1 protein-coding gene and 1 pseudogene are annotated in these 20,082 nt (G+C 67.7%); both read right to left on the bottom strand.

All coding sequences use genetic code 11. The features are described 5' to 3' along the window. Positions 1-3 precede the first annotated feature (3 nt). Positions 4-8,940, bottom strand: a pseudogene (locus AC3RCM_RS08710) (amino acid adenylation domain-containing protein); the annotation flags it as partial. A gap of 146 nt (positions 8,941-9,086) precedes the next feature. Beyond that, positions 9,087-20,078 (bottom strand): amino acid adenylation domain-containing protein, encoded by a 10,992-nt coding sequence (locus tag AC3RCM_RS08705; protein ID WP_492629524.1) that lies wholly within the window; start codon positions 20,076-20,078, stop codon positions 9,087-9,089. Between the last annotated feature and the right edge of the window lie 4 nt (positions 20,079-20,082).

Genomic DNA, 20,082 nt, shown 5'->3' with positions numbered 1-20,082 from the left:
AATTCAGTTGGCCTGGACCTGCAGGCAGTGCTCGATCAACAGCACCAACTCGGCCTGGAACTGTTCCATGAAGGCCGTGATGGTGCCCTGGCGGAAGCGTCGGTTGCTGTAGATGCAGCGGAACGACAGCTTGCCGTCGAACACCTGGCCTACCACTTCGAGCCAGTTGGCCAGGCTCGCCTGCTGCGAGAAGCTGTCGCCAACGCTCTCCGGCGCGGGCAGGAACAGCGCCTGCTCGGCATCAAAGCTCTGGTCGAGCTGCCCCAGGTAGTTGAAGGTGACCTGCGCCTGCGGCAGGTCGGCCAGGCGCGCGCGCACCCACGGTTCGTCCATGTGGCGCAGCACGCCGTAGCCGATGCCCTTGTCCGGCACCTGGGCCAACTGCTCGCGAATCGCCACGATCGACGCCCCGGGCTCGGACACCGGGCTCAGGCGTACCGGATACATGCTGGTGAACCAGCCCAGGGTACGGCTCAGGTCCAGTTGCTCGAACAGATCCTCGCGGCCATGGCCTTCCAGCAGCACCAGCGCCGACGCACTGTCGTCCCATTGGCACAGGGCCCGGCTCAGCGCAGTCAGCAGCAGGTCGTTGATCTGCGTCTGGTAGGCCGCGGGCGCCTCCTTGAGCAACTGTGCGGTCCGTTGCGCATCCAGGCTGAACGCGGCCTCTTCGCGGTGGCACATGAGATTGCCGCCACGTGGGTTGTCACAGCGCAGCGGCCCGTCCTGCCGGTCGAGCTGCGCCACCCAGTACTCGAGCTCACGCTCGCGCAGGGTCACCGCATGGCCGGCCAGGCCAGCGGCCCATTCACCGAAGCTGCTGGTGCGCAGCGGCAGCTGCGGCTCCCGTTCGGCGAGGAACGCCTGGTAGGCCTCCTGCAAGTCCTGCAGCAGCACACGCCAGGACACACCGTCGATTACCAGGTGGTGGATCACCAGCAGCAGGCGTACCTGGCCATTGCCCAGGGTCGCCAGCAAGCCGCGCATCAGTGGCCCCTGGGCCAGGTCCAGGCTGCGTTGCAGCTCATTGGCCAGGTCCTCCAGCGCCTCTTCGTCGGCCACCTCGCGCACCCACAGCAGCGGGTCGTCGCCCAGGCGCTGCAGGCACTCCTGCAACGGCTGGTAACGCTGGATCCAGCGCCCCTGCTCGTGGGTGAAACGCAGGCGCAAGGCATCGTGCTGGCCGAGCATGCAGGTCAATGTGCGCTCCAGCGCCCGCGCATCCAGTGGCTGGTTGGCACGCAGGATCAACGCCTGGTTGAAGTGTTCCGGCGCATGGGTCTGCGCGGTGAAGAACCACTCCTGGATCGGGATCAGCGGGAAGGCGCCCTCCACCACCACGGCCTGCTGCTCGCCGCTGACCCGCGACACGCCCTGCTGGTCGAACAGGTTGGCGATGGTCTGGCAACGCATCAGGTCGCGCAGCTTGAGCTCCAGTTTCAGTTGCGCATGGTTGCGCACCCGCGAAATAACCTGCAGGCTGAGGATCGAATCGCCACCCAGCTCGAAGAAGTTATCGGCGATCCCCACCTGCTCGACCTGCAGCACCTCGGCCCAGATCTGCGCCATCCATTGTTCCTCCTCGCAGCGCGGGGGCACATGGCTGGCCAGGTCGAAGGTGGGCTCCGGCAGGGCCTTGCGGTCGAGCTTGCCATTGGGCGAGACCGGCAGGCGCTCCAGGCAGATCACCTGCAACGGCACCATGTAGGCCGGCAGCGTCTCGGCCAGGGCGGCCTTGAGCTGATCGCCGCGAACCTCGGCGGTGGCCGCAACGTAGCCGATCAACTGCTTGCCGGAGACGCCGTCGCGAGCGATCACCACGGCATCGCCGACACCCGGTTGCTGGCGCAGGCTGGCTTCGATCTCGCCCAGCTCGATGCGGAAGCCCCGCACCTTCACCTGGTGATCCAGACGCCCGACGTAGTCCAGTATCCCGCTTTGACGCAGGCGCACCAGGTCCCCGGAACGGTAGAAACGCGCACCAGGCTCACCGAATGGGTCCGGCACGAACCGCTCGGCAGTGATCGATGGTCGCTGGTGATAGCCGCGAGCCACGCCATGGCCACCGATGAACAGCTGCCCGGCGAAACCGACCGGCAATGGGTTGAGGTCATCGTCCAGCACCCGTAGCGAGCGCTGCCCCACGACCCGGCCTATGGGTGCGTAGGCCGCGCCGCAGGGCTCTTCGGCCGAGGCCTTCCAGAGCATCGGCGTGACTACCGTTTCAGTCGGACCATAGCCATTGGTGATGTAGCGTGGCCGCAGCACCTCGCGCACCTCGGCCAAGGTCTGCTCCGGCACCGCGTCGCCGCCCAGGCAATAGATACGCACCGGGGGCGGCTCGACACCGCTGCGCTGCACATATTCGGCCACCTGCTTCAGGTAGGCGGGCGGGAAGCAGGCGATGTCGACCCGGCCCCGACTCAGCGCCTCGCAGGTCTGCTGGGGCGTCCACAGTTCGTTGTCGCGCAGGATCAGCGTACCGCCCACCGCCAGCGTGGTTAGCCAGCGCTCGTGGGCGCCGTCGAAAGCGAACGACATGAAGTGCAGCTCTCGGGTGCCGGCCTCCATCTCGTAGAGCTCGGCGATGGCCTGGCAATGCATGCTCAAAGGTCCATGGCTGACCGCCACGCCCTTGGGCACACCGGTCGAGCCAGAGGTGTAGATCAAGTAGGCCAGGCTGTGCTCGCCCGGCACCGGGAACACGCTGGCCGGCGTACCGGCTTCGCACGCCAGGGTCGCCGGGTCGAGCGGTTCCAGGCCCTCGGGCAGGGCCAGGCGCTGCCCCAGGTCGGCACGACCGATCAGTTGGCGCATGCCGGAGTCCTGGATCATGAAGGCCAGGCGCTCGGCCGGGTAGTCCAGGTCCAGCGGCACATAAGCCCCACCGCTCTTGAACACCGCCAACAGGGCCACCAGCATATCCACCGAGCGTTCCAGGGCTACGCCCACCAGTACCTCCGGGCCGGCACCACGGGCGAGCAGTTGCCGCGCCAGCACGTCGGAACGGGCCTCCAGCGCCGCGTAGCTGAGGCTCTGGCCGGCACACTCGGCGGCGATGGCCTCGGGCCGCGCGGCCGCCTGGCGAGCGATCAGTTGCGCCAGCATCACCCGCTCGCCGGCCTGCGCCGGCACCGCGCCCCAGGCGTCGAGCGCCTGATACTGCGCCGGGCTGAGCCGTTGCAGGTTGCCGATGTATTCGACAGGGCTGTCGATCATCGACTGCAGCAAGGTCTCCATCAGTGCGCGAATGCCCTGCACGGCCTCGGGCGTGAAGTGGCTGCGCAGGAACAGGTACTCGATGGCCAGAGTCTCGCCGAGGGTTACCGCCAGGTCCATGGGGAAGTTGGTGACGTCGTGGCTGCTCGAGGCGCCGAAGCGCAGGCCGCCCTGGGCCTGTTCCAGGCGCTGGTCGATGGGGTAGTTCTCGAACACGATGATGCTGTCGAACAGGGCCTGGCCACCCTGCCCCGACCAACGCTGGATGTCGGCCAGCGGCGCATGGGCGTGCTCGCGCAGGTCCAGGTTGTCGGCCTGCAGTTGCTGCAGCCACTGATCCAGGCGCTGTGTCGGCTCGAGGGTCTGGATCACCGGCAAGGTGTTGATGAACAGGCCAAGCATGTGCTGAGCGTTGGCCAGGCTCTCGGGACGACCGGCCACTGTAGCGCCGAAGGCCACGCTGCGCTGTCCGGTGTAACGCTGCAACAGCAACAGCCAGGCACCCTGGATCAGGGTGTTGGCGGTAATGCCCTGGGCCCGGCAGTGCTGCTGCAAGGCGGCGGTGCGTTGGGCGTCCCAACGGGTGTACAGCGCCTCGTGCCCCGGCAGGTCTGCAGTGTGCCGCGGGTGAATCGACTGGCTCAGTTGGGTCGGCGCATCGAGCAGGCGCAGACGGCCCTGCCAGTAGTCCTGCAGGCGCCCCTGATCCTGCTCCTGCAACCAGGCGATGAAGTCACGGTAGCGGCCGCTGTCGCCGGTCACTTCACCGCTGGCGTAGTGCTGCAGCACCTCGCCGAACAACTGCGAACTGCTCCAGCCGTCCATGAGGATATGGTGGCTGGTCCACACCAGCTGGTGCTCGGCGTCGCCCGTGCGCACCAGCAACAGGCGTTGCAGCGGCACCTGGCCGAGGTCGAAGCCACGCTGCGCGCGGGCGACCGTCTCGAGGTCGGCGGCGGTAAAGGATCGTGCCCGCCAGTCGAGCATGGTCATAGCCACGTCGACGTGACGGTGCACCACCTGCAACGGCGCGCTCTGGCCGCCTTCCCAGTGGAAGGAGGTACGCAGGATCTCGTGACGGCCGATCACATGCTGCCAGGCGGCGCGGAAGCGCTCTTGCTCGAGCCCCTCGACCGGCAGGCTGAGCTGGTTGACGTACAGGTCGTCGCCTTCGTCGGACAGGCTGTGGAACAGCATGCCCTGCTGCATCGGCGACAGTGGGTAGATGTCTTCGACCTCGGCCACCGCCACTGGCAGTGCGTCGAGTTGCGCCTGGCTCAGGCCCGCCAGCGGGAAGTCCGACGGCGTCAACCCTTGCGGCGCCTGGCAGTGCTCGACCAGCGCCGCCAGCTCCGCCTCGTAGGCCCGCGCCAGCCGCTCGATGGTCGCGCGGGCGAACATCTGCCCGCTGAAGCTGAACGCCAGGCTCAGCTCGCCGCCATACACCTGGCCATTGAGCACCAGCCAGTTGCCCAGCGGCGCCAGCGGGCTCTGCTCCTCACCTGCGCTTTCGGCAGCGGGCACGAACAGCGCCCGCTCATCGAACTGGCCATCCAGCTGGCCCAGGTAGTTGAAGGTGATGCGCGGCACCGGCAGCCCGGCCAGGCTCGCGCGCGCAGCCTCGTCGCCCAGGTAGCGCAAAGCGCCGAAACCGATGCCCTTGTGCGGCACGCCGCGCAGCTGTTCCTTGACCTGCTTGATCGAGGCGCCCAGCTCGGCGGCCGGGGTCAGGCGCACCGGGTAGGCGCTGGTGAACCAGCCCACCGTACGGCTCAGGTCGATGTCGTCGAACAGGTCTTCGCGGCCATGGCCTTCCAGCTCCACCAGCGCCGAATCGGCGCCGCTCCAGCGGCACACCACCCGGGCCAAGGCGGTCAGCAGCAGGTCGTTGACCTGGGTGCGGTAGGCCGCCGGGGCCTGTTGCAGCAAGCGTCGGGTCAGCTCGGCATCCAGGCGTGCCTGCACGCTCTGGCGGTGACGGTTCTGCAGGCTGGCGCCCAGCTCGGCCTCGGGCAGGTCCAGCGGCGCACCGGCCAGTTGCCCTTGCCAGTAGGCCAGCTCGCTGTCCAGGCTTGCGGCATGCTGCTGCAGGCGTTCGCCCCAGGTCTTGAAGGCGCTGGTCTTGGCCGGCAGTTTCGGCGTGCTGCCCGCCAGGGCCTGGCGGTAGGCATCGTGCAGGTCTTCCAGCAGCACGCGCCAGGACACGCCATCGACCACCAGGTGGTGGATCACCAGCAGCAGGCGCTGGCCACCGTCGGCCAGGTCGATCAGCACCGCACGCAGCAGCGGGCCCTGGGCCAGGTCCAGGCTACGCTGGGCCTCTTCGCAGGTCGCCTCGATTTCCTCGGCGCTGCGCAGCGCGGCACGCCATAGCAACGGCTGGGCCGGTTGCAGCGGACCGTGTTCGGCGCTGCCGTCGGCAAAGCGCAGGCGCAGGGCGTCGTGCTGGGCGTACAGTGCCAGCAGCGCCTGCTCCAATGCGCTGGCATCCACCGTTTCGGTGCCGCGCAGCAACAGCGACTGGTTCCAGTGCTGCGGCTCGCTCATGCGCTGGTCGAAGAACCATTGCTGGAACGGTAGCAGCGGCGCGCTGCCCGTCACCGGGCCCTGGTCGATACGTGGCACCACCGCCTCCCCGAGCTGGGCCACGGCCGCCAGGCGCTGCACGGTCTGGTGCTGGAACAATGCCTTGGGCGTGATATGGATCCCGGCCTGTCGCGCACGACTGACCACCTGGATCGACATGATCGAGTCGCCGCCCAGGGCGAAGAAATTCTCGGTAACGCCCACCGGGCCTGCGCCCAGCACGGTTTGCCAGATCTCGGCCAGGGCGATTTCGGTCGGTGTGGCCGGCGCCTGATAGTCGCGAGCCTTGACGGTCTGGTCCGGGCGTGGCAAGGCCTTGCGGTCGAGCTTGCCATTGGGCGACAGCGGCAGGCTGTCCAGTGCCAGCCACTGGTTCGGCACCATGTAGTCCGGCAGGCCGCGCCCCAGGTGTTCGGCCAGTTGTGCCTGCCAATCGGCGGCCTCGCCGGTCAGCACCACATAACCGACCAGCTGCTTGCCGTCCGGTACCGTCACCACGGCTTCACGCACCAGGTCGTGTTCCAGCAGGCGCGCCTCGATCTCACCCAGTTCGATGCGCAGGCCACGTAGCTTGACCTGGTGGTCGATACGCCCGGCGTACTCGATCACCCCATCCGCGCGGTAGCGCGCCAGGTCGCCGGTGCGGTAGATGCGCTCGCCATTGCCGTATGGGCTCACGGCGAAACGCTCGGCGGTCAGCCCCGGGCGGCGGTGGTAGCCGCGCGCCAGGCCTGCGCCGGCCAGGTACAGCTCGCCCAGCACGCCCACCGGCACCGGTTGCAGCTCGGCGTCGAGGATGTAGCAGGCCAGGTTGGCAATCGGCTCGCCGATCGGCACGCTGTCGCGCCCTTCCTCGCGGCAGGTCCAGTGGGTCACGTCGATGGCCGCCTCGGTCGGGCCGTACAGGTTGTACAGGCCGGCCTTCGGCAGCTTGGCGAACACCTGCTGCTGGGCATCGGCCGGCAGCGCTTCGCCACTGCAGACGATGCGCGCAAGGCTGGTGCAGCGCGGCACGCCGCTGTCTTGCAGGAACGCCTGGAGCATCGACGGTACGAAGTGCAGCGTGGTGATGTTTTCGCCGGTGATCAGCTCGACCAGACGGGCCGGGTCGCGGTGATCACCCGGCGCGGCAACCACCAGTCGCGCACCGGTCATCAAGGGCCAGAAGAACTCCCACACCGAGACGTCGAAGCTGAACGGCGTTTTCTGCAACACGCTGTCGCGAGCATCCAGTCGATAGGCCTGCTGCATCCAGCACAGTCGGTTGACCAAGGCCGAATGGCGGTTGCCCGCGCCTTTTGGCCGGCCTGTGGAGCCGGAGGTGTAGATCACATAGGCCAGGTTTTCAGGGGCCACCGCCACGTTCGGGTTGCGCGCGTCATCGGCGCCCGGTTCCAGGTCCAGCGCCAGGGTCTGCACGCCTTCGGCCAGCGGCAGTTGCAGGTGGCTCTGGGTCAGCAGCAGTTGCACGCCGCTGTCCTCGATCATGTAGCGCAGGCGCTCTTCGGGGTATTCCGGGTCCAGCGGCACGTAGGCGCCACCGGCCTTGAGGATGGCCAGCAAACCGACCACCATCTCCACCGAACGCTCCACCGCGATGCCCACCAGCACATCCGCGCCGACACCCAGGGCGATCAGGCGATGGGCCAGGCGGTTGGCGCGGGCGTTGAGCTGGGCGTAGCTCAGGCGCGTCTCGCCGAAGGCCAGCGCCGGGGCATCCGGGGTGCGCTGCACCTGGGCCTCGATCAGTTGCTGGATGCTCTGCTCCAGCGGGTAATGTTCAGCGGTGGCGTTCCACGTGACCAGGGTGCGCTCGCGCTCGGCGGCCGCCAGCAATGGCAGTTCGGCCACCGGTTGTTGCGGTTGCTCGACGATGCCTTGCAGCAGATTGATGAAGTGGATCGACAGCCGCTCGATGGTCGAGCGCTCGAACAGGTCGGTGGCATAGATGAACGACGCCTCCAATCCCTCTGGCGATTCGCGGGTCTCCAGGGTCAGGTCCAGTTGAGCCACTTCGGTGACACTGTCCACGCCTTCGATCTGCAGATCGCCCAAGCGCGCGCTGGTCGCCCCGCCACGGCCGGCCGCTTGATGGTTGAACATCACCTGGAACAGCGGATTGAGCCCCAGGGTGCGCTCCGGCGCCAGGGCCTCGACCAGTTGCTCGAACGGCAGCTCCTGATAGGCCTGGGCATCCAACGCGTGCTGGCGCACCTGGCGCAACAATTCGACGAAGGGCTGCTCGCCAGCGACCTGGGCACGAATCACCTGAGTGTTGACGAAATAACCGATCAGCCCTTCGGTCTCGACCCGGTTGCGGTTGGCGCTGGGCACCCCGATGCGGATATCGTCCTGGCCGCTGTAGCGGTGCAACAACGCGTGGAATGCCGCCAGCAGCAGCATGAACAAGGTGCCACCCTCGGCCCGGGCCAGGGCTTGCAGGTCATGACTCAAGGCCGCCGGCAGTTGCAGGTTGCAACGCGCGCCACGGTAGCTGGGCTGCGCCGGCCGCGAGTGATCCAGCGGCAGTTCCAGCACCGGTTGCTGCGCGCCCAGGCGCTCGGTCCAGTAGGCCAGCTGGCGATCACGCTCGCCCGCCTCCATCCAGTGGCGCTGCCACAGGGCATAGTCGGCATACTGGATCGGCAGCGGCGCCAGGGTCGGCGCCTGGCCGAGGCTCAAGCCGGCATACAGGGCGATCAGCTCGCCGACCATCACCTGCATCGACACGCCATCGGAAACGATATGGTGCTGAGTCAGCACCAGCACCTGATCGTCGGGCGCCAGCTCCAGCAGACGCACCCGCAGCAGCGGCCCCGCCTCAAGGTCGAACGGCTGACGGGTTTCTTCGGCCACCCGGGCCTCCAGTTGTGCCAGGTCCAGCGGCCCGACCACCTCATGGGCGATGGCCAACCCGGCCACGGGGTCGATCACCTGCAATGGGCGCGTCTGGTCGAAGACGAAACGAGTGCGCAGCGTCTGATGCCGCTCCACCAAACGCTCGAAGGCACCTTGCAGCGCCTGGCGATCCAGCCGGCCGCGCAGACGCAGGGCCATGGGGATGTGATAGGCACTGCTGTGCGGCTCCAGCTGCCAGAGGAACCACTGGCGCTCCTGGGCGAAGGACAGCGGCAGTTGCTCGAAGGCCGACTGCACCTCGGGGATCGGCAGGTTGGCCGGGGACACGCCCTCGGCCAGCATCTTCTCCAGGTACAGGGCACGCTTGTCCAGTGGCAAGGTGATGAAGCGGCGAGCGATCCGCGCGGCAACGGTGCTGTCCATCACAGCCCCTCCATGTCGTCAAGCAGGTCTTCCAGACGGCTCAGGGTCGAATCCTGCACCTGTGCGCCGGTGGCTTGCAGTTGCGCCACCAGAGCACCAAGCACCGGGTATTGGAACAGCAGTTGCGGGACCAGCTTCAGCCCCAGTTCGAGTTGAATACGCGACACGATATTGATCACCAGCAGGGAATGCCCGCCCAGTTCGAAGAAGTTGTCAGTCAGGCCGACTCGCTCAAGCCCGAGGACCTGCGTCCAGATTGCCGCGACCTGTTGTTCCAGTTCACTCTGCGGCGCCACATAGGCACGCTGCGATTGCGCGGCATCCACGGCAGGCAAGGCCTTGCGGTCGAGCTTGCCATTGGGCGACAGCGGCAGGCTGTCCAGTGCCAGCCACTGGTTCGGCACCATGTAGTCCGGCAGGCCGCGGCGTAGGTGCTCGGCCAGTTGTGCCTGCCAATCGGCGGTTTCGCCGGTCAGCACCACATAACCGACCAGCTGCTTGCCGTCCGGCACCGTCACCACGGCTTCACGTACCAGGTCGTGCTCCAGCAGGCGCGCCTCGATCTCACCCAGTTCGATGCGCAGGCCACGCAGCTTGACCTGGTGGTCGATACGCCCGGCGTACTCGATCACCCCATCCGCGCGGTAGCGCGCCAGGTCGCCGGTGCGGTAGATGCGCTCGCCATTGCCGTATGGGCTCACGGCGAAACGCTCGGCGGTCAGCCCCGGGCGGCGGTGGTAGCCGCGCGCCAGGCCTGCGCCGGCCAGGTACAGCTCGCCCAGCACGCCCACCGGCACCGGTTGCAGCTCGGCGTCGAGGATGTAGCAGGCCAGGTTGGCAATCGGCTCGCCGATCGGCACGCTGTCGCGCCCTTCCTCGCGGCAGGTCCAGTGGGTCACGTCGATGGCCGCCTCGGTCGGGCCGTACAGGTTGTACAGGCCGGCCTTCGGCAGCTTGGCGAACACCTGCTGCTGGGCATCGGCCGGCAGCGCTTCGCCACTGCAGACGATGCGCGCAAGGCTGGTGCAGCGCGGCACGCCGCTGTCTTGCAGGAACGCCTGGAGCATCGACGGTACGAAGTGCAGCGTGGTGATGTTTTCGCCGGTGATCAGCTCGACCAGACGGGCCGGGTCGCGGTGATCACCCGGCGCGGCAACCACCAGTCGCGCACCGGTCATCAAGGGCCAGAAGAACTCCCACACCGAGACGTCGAAGCTGAACGGCGTTTTCTGCAACACGCTGTCGCGAGCATCCAGTCGATAGGCCTGCTGCATCCAGCACAGTCGGTTGACCAAGGCCGAATGGCGGTTGCCCGCGCCTTTTGGCCGGCCTGTGGAGCCGGAGGTGTAGATCACATAGGCCAGGTTTTCAGGGGCCACCGCCACGTTCGGGTTGCGCGCGTCATCGGCGCCCGGTTCCAGGTCCAGCGCCAGGGTCTGCACGCCTTCGGCCAGCGGCAGTTGCAGGTGGCTCTGGGTCAGCAGCAGTTGCACGCCGCTGTCCTCGATCATGTAGCGCAGGCGCTCTTCGGGGTATTCCGGGTCCAGCGGCACGTAGGCGCCACCGGCCTTGAGGATGGCCAGCAAACCGACCACCATCTCCACCGAACGCTCCACCGCGATGCCCACCAGCACATCCGCGCCGACACCCAGGGCGATCAGGCGATGGGCCAGGCGGTTGGCGCGGGCGTTGAGCTGGGCGTAGCTCAGGCGCGTCTCGCCGAAGGCCAGCGCCGGGGCATCCGGGGTGCGCTGCACCTGGGCCTCGATCAGTTGCTGGATGCTCTGCTCCAGCGGGTAGTTTTCAGCGGTGGCGTTCCACGTGACCAGGGTGCGCTCGCGCTCGGCGGCCGCCAGCAATGGCAGTTCGGCCACCGGTTGTTGCGGTTGCTCGACGATGCCTTGCAACAGATTGATGAAGTGGGTCGACAGCCGCTCGATGGTCGAGCGCTCGAACAGGTCGGTGGCATACACCCACGAGGCCAGCACGCCCTCTTCGCTGTCGAACACATCCAAGGTCAGGTCGAACTGGGCGACACCGGTATCCCATTGCAGCCCTTCGACGCTCAAGGCGTGCGCCTGTTGCGCGCCCTGGCCACGGCGCGCGCCGCTCTGGTAGTTGAACAGTGCCTGGAACAGCGGGCTGTGGCTGAGGTTGCGCTCCGGCGCCAGGGCCTCGACCAGTTGCTCGAACGGCAGGTCCTGGTAGGCCTGGGCCTCCAGCGCCGCCTGGCGCACCTGGCCGAGCAGCGCGGCAAAGGTCGCCTGCGGCGCGAACTCGACCTTGAGCACCTGGGTATTGACGAAGAAGCCGATCATGCCTTCGGTGCGAGCATGGTTGCGGTTGGCGATCGGCACACCGACACGGATGTCGGACTGGCCGCTGTAGCGGTGCAGCAACGTCTGGTAAGCCGCCAGCAACAGCATGAACAGCGTCACCCCCTGTTCCCTGGCCAGCGCGCGCAATGCCTGCTGCAGCTCACCGGGCAGGGCCAGCGTCAAACTGGCACCGGCTTGGCTGCGCATCGCCGGACGCGGGTGATCCAGCGGCAGTTCGAGCACAGGCTGCGTGCCGCCCAGGCGTTCGACCCAATAGGTCAGCTGCCGCTCACGCTCACCAGCGTCCATCCACTGGCGCTGCCAGACGGCATAGTCGGCGTACTGGATCGGCAACGGCGCAAGGCTCGGTGCCTGCCCCTGGTCAAAGGCGTCGTACAGGGCCACCAACTCGTCGACCATGACCTGCATCGACACACCATCGCTGACGATGTGATGCATCACCAGCACCAGCACATGTTCATCGCTGCCCTGGCGCAACAGGCAGGCGCGCAGCAGCGGGCCCTGCCCGAGGTCGAACGGACGTGCGACCTCCTGTTCCACCCGCGACAGCAGCGCGGCATCGCTGGCATCGGCCAGCACCTCCAGCGGCAGCTCGAAGGCGTACGGCGCCTGTATCACCTGCTCGGTACGCCCCTGTGCATGAACGAACACCGTGCGCAGGCTCTCGTGCCGCGCCACCAGGTGTTCGAACGCCCGGCGCAGGGCTTCGACACGCAGCGCGCCACGCAGGCGCAGGGCCACCGGAATATGGTAGGCGGCGCTGTCCGGGGCCAGCTGCCAGAGGAACCACTGGCGCTCCTGGGCATAGGACAATGCCAGCGCCCGCGAGCGATCGGCCAGGCCGATGGCGGGCACCGCTGCGTCGGCAGACTCCGATAGCTGGGCGCAGAATGCCTGCAGGGTGCCATGCTCGAACAAGGTGCGCAGCGCCACCTCGACCTGCAGGGCGTGACGCACCCGGGCGACGACCTGGGTGGCCAGCAACGAGTGACCACCCAGCTCGAAGAAGTGATCGTGCAAGCCCACCTGCGGCAGCTTGAGCACATCGGCCCAGATCGCCGCCACCGTCTGCTCCAGCGCGGTACGCGGTGGCTGGTGATCATGTCGGGACTGACCGGCCTCATGCTGCGGCAGCGCCTTGCGGTCAAGCTTGCCGTTGGGGGTCAGCGGCATGCTGGCGAGCGACAGGACATGCGCCGGAACCATGTAGTCCGGCAGCACTTCGCGCAGGCTCGCCCTGAGCGCGTCGCACCACGCGGCATCAGCCTGACCTGGCTGCAACGCCACCACATAGCCGACCAACTGCTGGCCGCTCGGGCCTGGCCGGGCGACCACGGCGGCATCGCGCACGCCAGCCTGGGCCAGCAGGCGGGCCTCGACTTCGCCCAGTTCGACGCGGAAGCCGCGGATTTTCACCTGGTTGTCCACTCGCCCCTGGTAGTCGAACACGCCATCGCGGCGCTCGCGTACCAGGTCGCCACTGCGGTACAGGCGCGCGCCTGGCTCGCCGTGCGGATCGGGAACGAAGCGCTCGGCGGTCATGCCCGGCCGGTCCAGGTAGCCACGGGCCAGGCCGTGGCCACCAAGGTACAGCTCACCCTGCAGGCCGGCTGGCAGGACGCTCAGGTCGGCGGCCAGCACATAGGTGCGACGGTCGCCGATACGCGTGCCGATCGGTGCGTAGGCAGCGCCGCAGTCGGTAGCGCGGTCGGCTTTCCAGATCAGCGGGGTCACCACAGTCTCGGTCGGGCCGTAGCCGTTGATGATGTGCTCCGGCGCCAGGGCGGCATGCACGCGCTGGTAGCTGTCACGGGGCACCGCGTCGCCGCCGAAGCAGTAAATGCGCGCCTTCGGCGCCTGGCCATGCAGCTCGACGTGCTCGGCCATCTGCAACAGGTACGCCGGCGGGAACGCCGCCACCGTCACGCCGTGCTCACACATGCGCGCGCAGGTCTGGCCTGGCTCCCAGAGGCTGTCATCACGCACCAGCAGGCGGCTGCCGTGGGTCAACGCGGTGAGCCAGCGCTCATGAGCACCGTCGAAGGCGAACGACATGAAGTGCAGCTCGCAATCGTCCTCGACCATGGCATAGCGCCGGCCGATGGCTTCGCAGTGCATCGCCAGCGGGCCATGCTCGACGCACACCCCCTTGGGCTTGCCGGTGGAACCGGAGGTGTAGATCACATAGGCCAGGCTCTGCGGCTGCACCACTGTTTGCGGCGCATGGGTCGGCTGTGCGGTCAGGTCGAGCTGGTCGAGATTGAGGGCAGCCAACGCCGCCGGCAGCGGCAGTTGCCCGCGCAAGGTCGAGTCGGTGAGCAACAGGGCGATACCGGAGTCCTGCATCAGGTAGGCCAGGCGCTCGGCCGGATAGCTGGCGTCCAGCGGCACATAGGCGCCACCGGCCTTGAGCACCGCGAGCAAGGCGACGATCACCTGCGGCCCACGGGGCAAGGCCACGCCGACACGGATCTCGGCGCCTACGCCTTCGGCGACCAGGCGATGGGCCAGTTGGTTGGCCTGACGCTCCAGGCTGGCGAAGTCCAGCACCTGGTCGCCGAACAGTACCGCGGGAGCCTGAGGCCGGCGCGCGGCCTGGGCGGCGATGCGTTGGTGCACCAGCAAGCCGTCCTGCCATGGCTGCGGCGCGTTGGCCACGGCCAGGGCCTGCTGGGCCTGGCTATCGAGCAGACTCAGGTTGCCCAACGCCGCGGTGGGCGCCTGGCTGAACTGCTCCATCAGGCCGATCAGTTGCTGGTCCAGGCGGACAATGGCCGCCTCATCGAAATGGGCACGCATGAAGCTATAGTGCAGCTCCAGGGTACCGCCCAGGTTCACGCCCAGGGTCAGCGGGTAGTTGGTCTGCTCGCGACTGTCGACGCTGCCGAAGCGCAGCTCCTGTGGCGCGCCACGCTCCAGGGCCTCGGCCACCGGGTAGTTCTCGAACACCAGCAGGCTGTCGAACAGCGCGTCACCGCCCTGCCCGGCCCAGCGCTGGATATCGAACAAGGGCGTGTGCTCGTGCTCACGCAAGCCAAGGTTGAGCGCCTGCACTGCCTGCAGCCAGTCGGCCACGGACTGGGCCGGCTGTGGCGTGGCGATCACCGGCAGGGTGTTGATGAACAGACCGATCTGCTGCTCGATACCCGGCAGCTCCAGCGGCCGGCCCGCCACGGTGGCGCCGAAGGCCACCGTGGCCTGCCCGCTGTAGCGCTGCAACAGCAGTAGCCAGGCCGCTTGCAGCAGTGTGTTGACAGTGACCTTCTGCTGGCGGGCGAAGGTTTCCAGACGCTGCGTGCGCTCGGCGTCGACCAGCCGCACATGGCTGGCGTACCCGCTGCCAGGCTCGGTCTGCAGGCCCTGGGCCAAACGTGTGGGCGCCTCCAGCTCGGCCAGGCGCTCGCGCCAGAACGCTTCACTGACCGCCGGATCCTGGCGCTGCAACCAGTCGATGTAGTCGCGGTAACGCCCGGCCTGGGCCGGCGCCTGCCCGGCATAACGCTGCAGGACTTCCCCCATCAACTGCGAGTTGCTCCAGCCGTCCATGAGGATGTGATGGTTGGTGTAGATCAGCTCGAAGCGCTGCTCGCCGGTGCGCACCACGGTCATGCGCAGCAACGGCGCCTCACGCAGGTCGAAACCACGAGCGCGCTCGGCCTCGGCCAGGGCGTCCAGGCGTGCGCCAGGCTCGGCCTCGGCATGCCAGTCGAGGTAGTCGAACGGCACCTGGACCTGGCGCTGGACGATCTGCAGCGGCTGGCCGATGTCACCTTCCCAGGCGAAGCGACTGCGCAGGATCGGCTGGGCATCGGCCGACGCCTGCCAGGCCGCGCGGAAACGCTCGACCTGCAAGCCTTCCACGGTCACCCGCATCTGGTTGATATAGTCGCCGTTGCCCTGGCCATACAGGCTATGGAACAGCATGCCCTGCTGCATCGGCGACAACGGATAGACATCCTCGACCGCGCGCGGATCGTCCAGCAACTGGTCGAGGTGCGCCTGATCCAGGCGTGCCAGCGGGAAGTCCGAGGGCGTGACACCGGCATGGCGCAAGTCGCAGCAATGGGCGATGAGCGCCTTCAGCTCGGCGGCATAGTCATCGGCCAAGGCCTGGACCGTGGCCTCATCGAACATCTCGTGGCTGTAGGTCCAACCAATGGCCAGTTCACCACCGTAGACCTGCCCATTGAGCGTCAGCCAGTTGCCCAGCGGCGCCGCCGGGCTCTGCTCCTCGCCGCGCGGCTCGCCGACCGGGACGAACAGCGCACCCTGCTCGGCGTCGAAACTGCCATCGAACTGCCCCAGATAGTTGAAGGTGATACGCGGCACCGGCAAGGCGGCAAGACCGGCCTGCACCGCAGCATCGCCCAGATGGCGGAGCATGCCGTAGCCGATGCCCTTGGAGGGGACGGCACGCAGTTGCTCCTTGACCGCCTTGATCGAGCCCGCCAGGTCCTGCGCAGGCGTGAGGGCCAGCGGGAACAAGGTGGTGAACCAGCCGACGGTGCGAGTCAGGTCGATGTCGTCGAACAGGTCTTCGCGGCCATGCCCTTCAAGTTGGATCAGCACGGTGTGCTGCGCGCTCCAGCGGCCCACCACCCGGGCCAGCGCGGTCAGCAGCAGGTCGTTGACCTGGGTGCGGTAAGCCGCCGGGGCCTGCTGCAGCAACTGCCGGGTGAGCTCGCTGTCCAGCCGCGTATGCAGGCTGCGGGCATGGCGGTTTTGCTGGCCGCCGGCCGGATTGGCGCACGGCAGGTCCTGCGGAGCATCGGCCAGCTGGCCCTGCCACCAGGCCAGCTCGCGCGCCATGGCGTCACTACGGGCGTGCTCCCCCAAACGCTCGGCCCAGGCCTTGTAGGCACTGGTTTTCGCCGGCAGCCGCACAGGCTGCTGCGCATCCAGTTGCGCGCAGGCCTGTTGCAGGTCCTCGAACAGCACGCGCCAGGACACGCCGTCGATGACCAGGTGGTGGATCACCAACAGCAAGCGTTGGCTGCCGTCGCCCATGCCGACCAGCACAGCACGCAGCAGCGGCCCTTCCAGGCTCAGGCTGCGTTGCGCCGCTTCACACAGTGCCAGCAGCGCGTCCTGGTCGGCGGCCTGCCGCTGCCAGAGCAGGTCCTTGGCCTGGCCAGGCTGACCGTGACTGGCCTGCCACTGACCCTGCTCGCGGGTAAAGCGCAGGCGCAACGCATCGTGCTGCACCAGCAGGGCCTGCAAGGCCGCCTCGACGGTCGCCGCCTGCAAGGCCCGAGTGGGACGCAGCAGCACTGACTGGTTCCAGTGGTGCGCCTCGTCGCTCACTTCGCCGAAGAACCACTGCTGTACCGGCAGCAGCGGCATGCCGCCCTGCACCGCCCCCTGGTCGATGCGCTGCGCCGCGCCGCCCTCGCGCGCCACACGGGCCAGGCCCTGCACGGTCTGGTGCTGGAACAGCTCCTTGGGAGTGAAATGTATGCCGGCCTGACGGGCACGGCTGACCACCTGGATGGAAATGATCGAGTCGCCACCCAGCTCGAAGAAGTTGTCGCTCAAACCGACCCGCTCCAGACGCAGCACATCGGCCCAGACAGCGGCAATGCGCTGTTCCATTTCGCTTTGCGGGGCTACATAGGCCTGTTGCAGCAGGCTGGCATCCGCCGCCGGCAAGGCACGGCGGTCGAGCTTGCCGTTGGCGGTCAGCGGCATGCGCTCGAGCAGCAGCAGGTGCGCCGGCACCATGTACTCCGGCAGGTCTTCGCGCAGTGCGGCCTTGACCGCCTCACGCCAGAGCGCCTGGTCCGCCACCGCTTGCCCGGCCACCAGGTAACCGACCAGCTGGGTGCCACTCGCCCCCTCCTGGGCCAGCACCACGGCCTCGCGCACCTGGGGCAGCGCCTGCAGCCGCGCCTGGATCTCGCCCAGCTCGATGCGGAAGCCACGGATCTTCACCTGATGGTCCATCCGCCCGACGTACTCGATCACCCCATCGGCGCGCCAGCGTGCCAGGTCGCCGCTGCGGTACAGCCGCGCCCCGCTCTCGCCGAACGGGTCGGGAATGAAGCGCGTGGCGCTGAGGTCGGCGCGCTTGAGGTAGCCACGGGCCAGGCCCTGGCGACCGACGTACAGCTCGCCGACACAGCCGGCGGCCACCGGGTTGAGGTCGCTGTCGAGCACGTACAGGCTCTGGTCCGGGATCGGCACACCAATCGGGCTCGACGCGCTCTGCGCCAGGTCAGCCCGCGACAATGGACGGTAGGTCACGTGCACCGTGGTTTCGGTGATGCCGTACATGTTGACCAGTTGCGGGGCACGATCGCCGAAGCGCTCGAACCACGGACGCAGGCTGCCGACCTCCAGCGCCTCGCCGCCGAACACCACGTAGCGCAGCTGCTGGTCGCTGCGCTGGCCTTCAGCGCAGGCCACCTGCATCAGCTGGCGGAACGCCGACGGCGTCTGGTTGAGCACGGTCACCCGCTGCTCGCACAGCAGTTGGTAGAAGGCCTCCGGCGAACGGCTGACATCCTGCGGCACGATCACCAGGCGGCCACCATGCAGCAAGGCGCCGAACAGCTCCCATACCGAGAAGTCGAAGGCATAGGAGTGGAACAGCGTCCAGCAGTCCTGCGGGCCGAAGCCGAACCAGCCGTCCGTGGCCTCGAACAGGCGCAGCACGTTGCGGTGCGGCAGCAAGGTGCCCTTCGGCTTGCCGGTGGAGCCGGAGGTGTAGATGACATAGGCCAGGTTATCCAGGTCCACCGCAACGTTCGGGTTGACCTCGGCGAAGTCAGCGTAGTCGGCGTAGTCGGCGGCCAGGTCCAGCACCTGCACGTTCGCCGCCAGGCTCAGCCCGAGGTCGCCCTGGCCGAGCAGCAACTGCAGGCCGCTGTCCTCGATCATGTAGTGCAGGCGATCCAGCGGATAGGCCGGGTCCAGCGGCACGTAGGCACCACCGGCCTTGAGGATGGCCAGCAGGCCGACCACCATCTCCAGCGAACGCGGCGCGGCCAGGCCCACCAGCACGTCCGGGCCGACGCCTCGGGCGATCAGCGCGTGGGCGATCCGGTTGGCCCGGCGGTTCAGCTCGGCGTAGCTCAACTGTTCGCCTTCGCAGACCAGCGCCGGCGCCTGCGGCGCGCGGGCCGCCTGGGCTTCGATCAGGCGATGCAGCGGCTGGCTCGGCGCGAACGTGGCCGGGGCGGTATTCCAGGCAGCCAGCGTTGCGGCACGTTCCGCCGTCGTCAGCATCGGCAACTCGCTGACGCGCGTGCCGGGGGCGCTGACGATACCTTCGAGCAACGCCTGCCAGTGGCCCGCCAGGCGCTCGATGGTGGTTGAGTCGAACAGGTCGGTCGCGTAGGTCAGCGACGCCCACAACTGCCCCTGCTCTTCATGGGTATCGAGCATCAGGTCGAATTGCGCGGTCTGGCTCTCCCAGTTCAGCGATTCGACCCGCAGCCCCGGCAGCTCATGGGCCTGCCGGCCCGCGCCACGGTGCGCCTGGTGATTGAACAGCACCTGGAACAACGGGCTGTGGCTGAGGTTGCGCTCCGGCGCCAAGGCTTCGACCAGTTGCTCGAACGGCAGGTCCTGATGCTCCTGGGCGCCCAGCGCCGCCTCCTTGGCCTGTTGCAGCAATGTGGTGAACGGCGCCTGACCATCGACTTCGGCGCTGAGCACCTGGGTATTGACGAAGAAGCCGATCAGGCGCTCGGTCTCTGCGCGGTTGCGGTTGCCGATCGGCACGCCGACACGGATATCGCGCTGTCGGCTGTAGCGGTGCAACAGCGCCTGGAACGACGCCAGCAGGACCATGTACAGGGTCGCCCCCTGCTGCCGCGCTACCTCTTGCAAACCCCTGCCCAGCTCGGCCGACAGTTCGATATCCAGGCGTGCGCCACGCAAGCTCTGCAGCGCTGGCCGCGGACGATCCAGCGGCAATTCCAGCACCGGCTGCTCGCCGCCCAGGCGGGTGGTCCAGTAGGCCAATTGGCGCTCGCGCTCGCCAGCCTCCATCCATTGGCGCTGCCACAATGCATAGTCGGCATACTGGATCGGCAGCGCCGGCAGCTCGGGCTGCTGGCCACGACTGAACGCGCCATAGCAGTTGATCAGCTCCTCGACCATCAACTGCATCGAGGCGCCGTCGGAAATGATGTGGTGCTGGGTCAACACCAGCACATGGTCGTCTTCGCTCACCTGCAGCAGGCGCGCGCGCAGCAACGGCCCTTCGCCCAGGTCGAAGAGCACGGCGATCTCCCCCGCCACCGCCTGTTCCAGTTGCCCGGCATCGGTCAGTACCTGCACCGGCAGCGGCAGCGCGAACGGCGCGCGAACCTGCTGCAGCAACTGCCCGTCGACCTCGACGAACACGCTGCGCAGTACTTCGTGACGCTCGATGAGCGTCGCGAAGCTGCGCTGCAGCGCGGCCATGTCCAGGGCGCCGCGCAAGCGCAGCGCCGTGGGGATGTGATACGCCGCGCTGTGCGGTTCCAGGTTCCAGAGGAACCACTGACGCTCCTGGGCATAGGACAGCCGAAGGGGCTCGTCGGCATCACGCCGGAAAATCGGCGCGATGCCATAGAGGTTGACCCCCTTCTGACTCAGCAGAATCGCCAAGGCTTTGCGCTTCTCGGAAGAAAGCGCGCTTACCGATTCGATTAGTTGCTGCATGCCG

It is taken from the genome of Pseudomonas sp. GW823-FHT05G12, from assembly GCF_058795575.1.
The sequence above is the reverse complement of the archived record's forward strand: the minus strand, read 5'-3'. Positions and strand labels throughout refer to the sequence as shown.

What these genes read in the sequence shown, in the direction of transcription:
- AC3RCM_RS08705 (WP_492629524.1), bottom strand. Translation starts at nt 20,078, where the DNA reads ATGCAGCAACTAATCGAATCGGTAAGCGCGCTTTCTTCCGAGAAGCGC.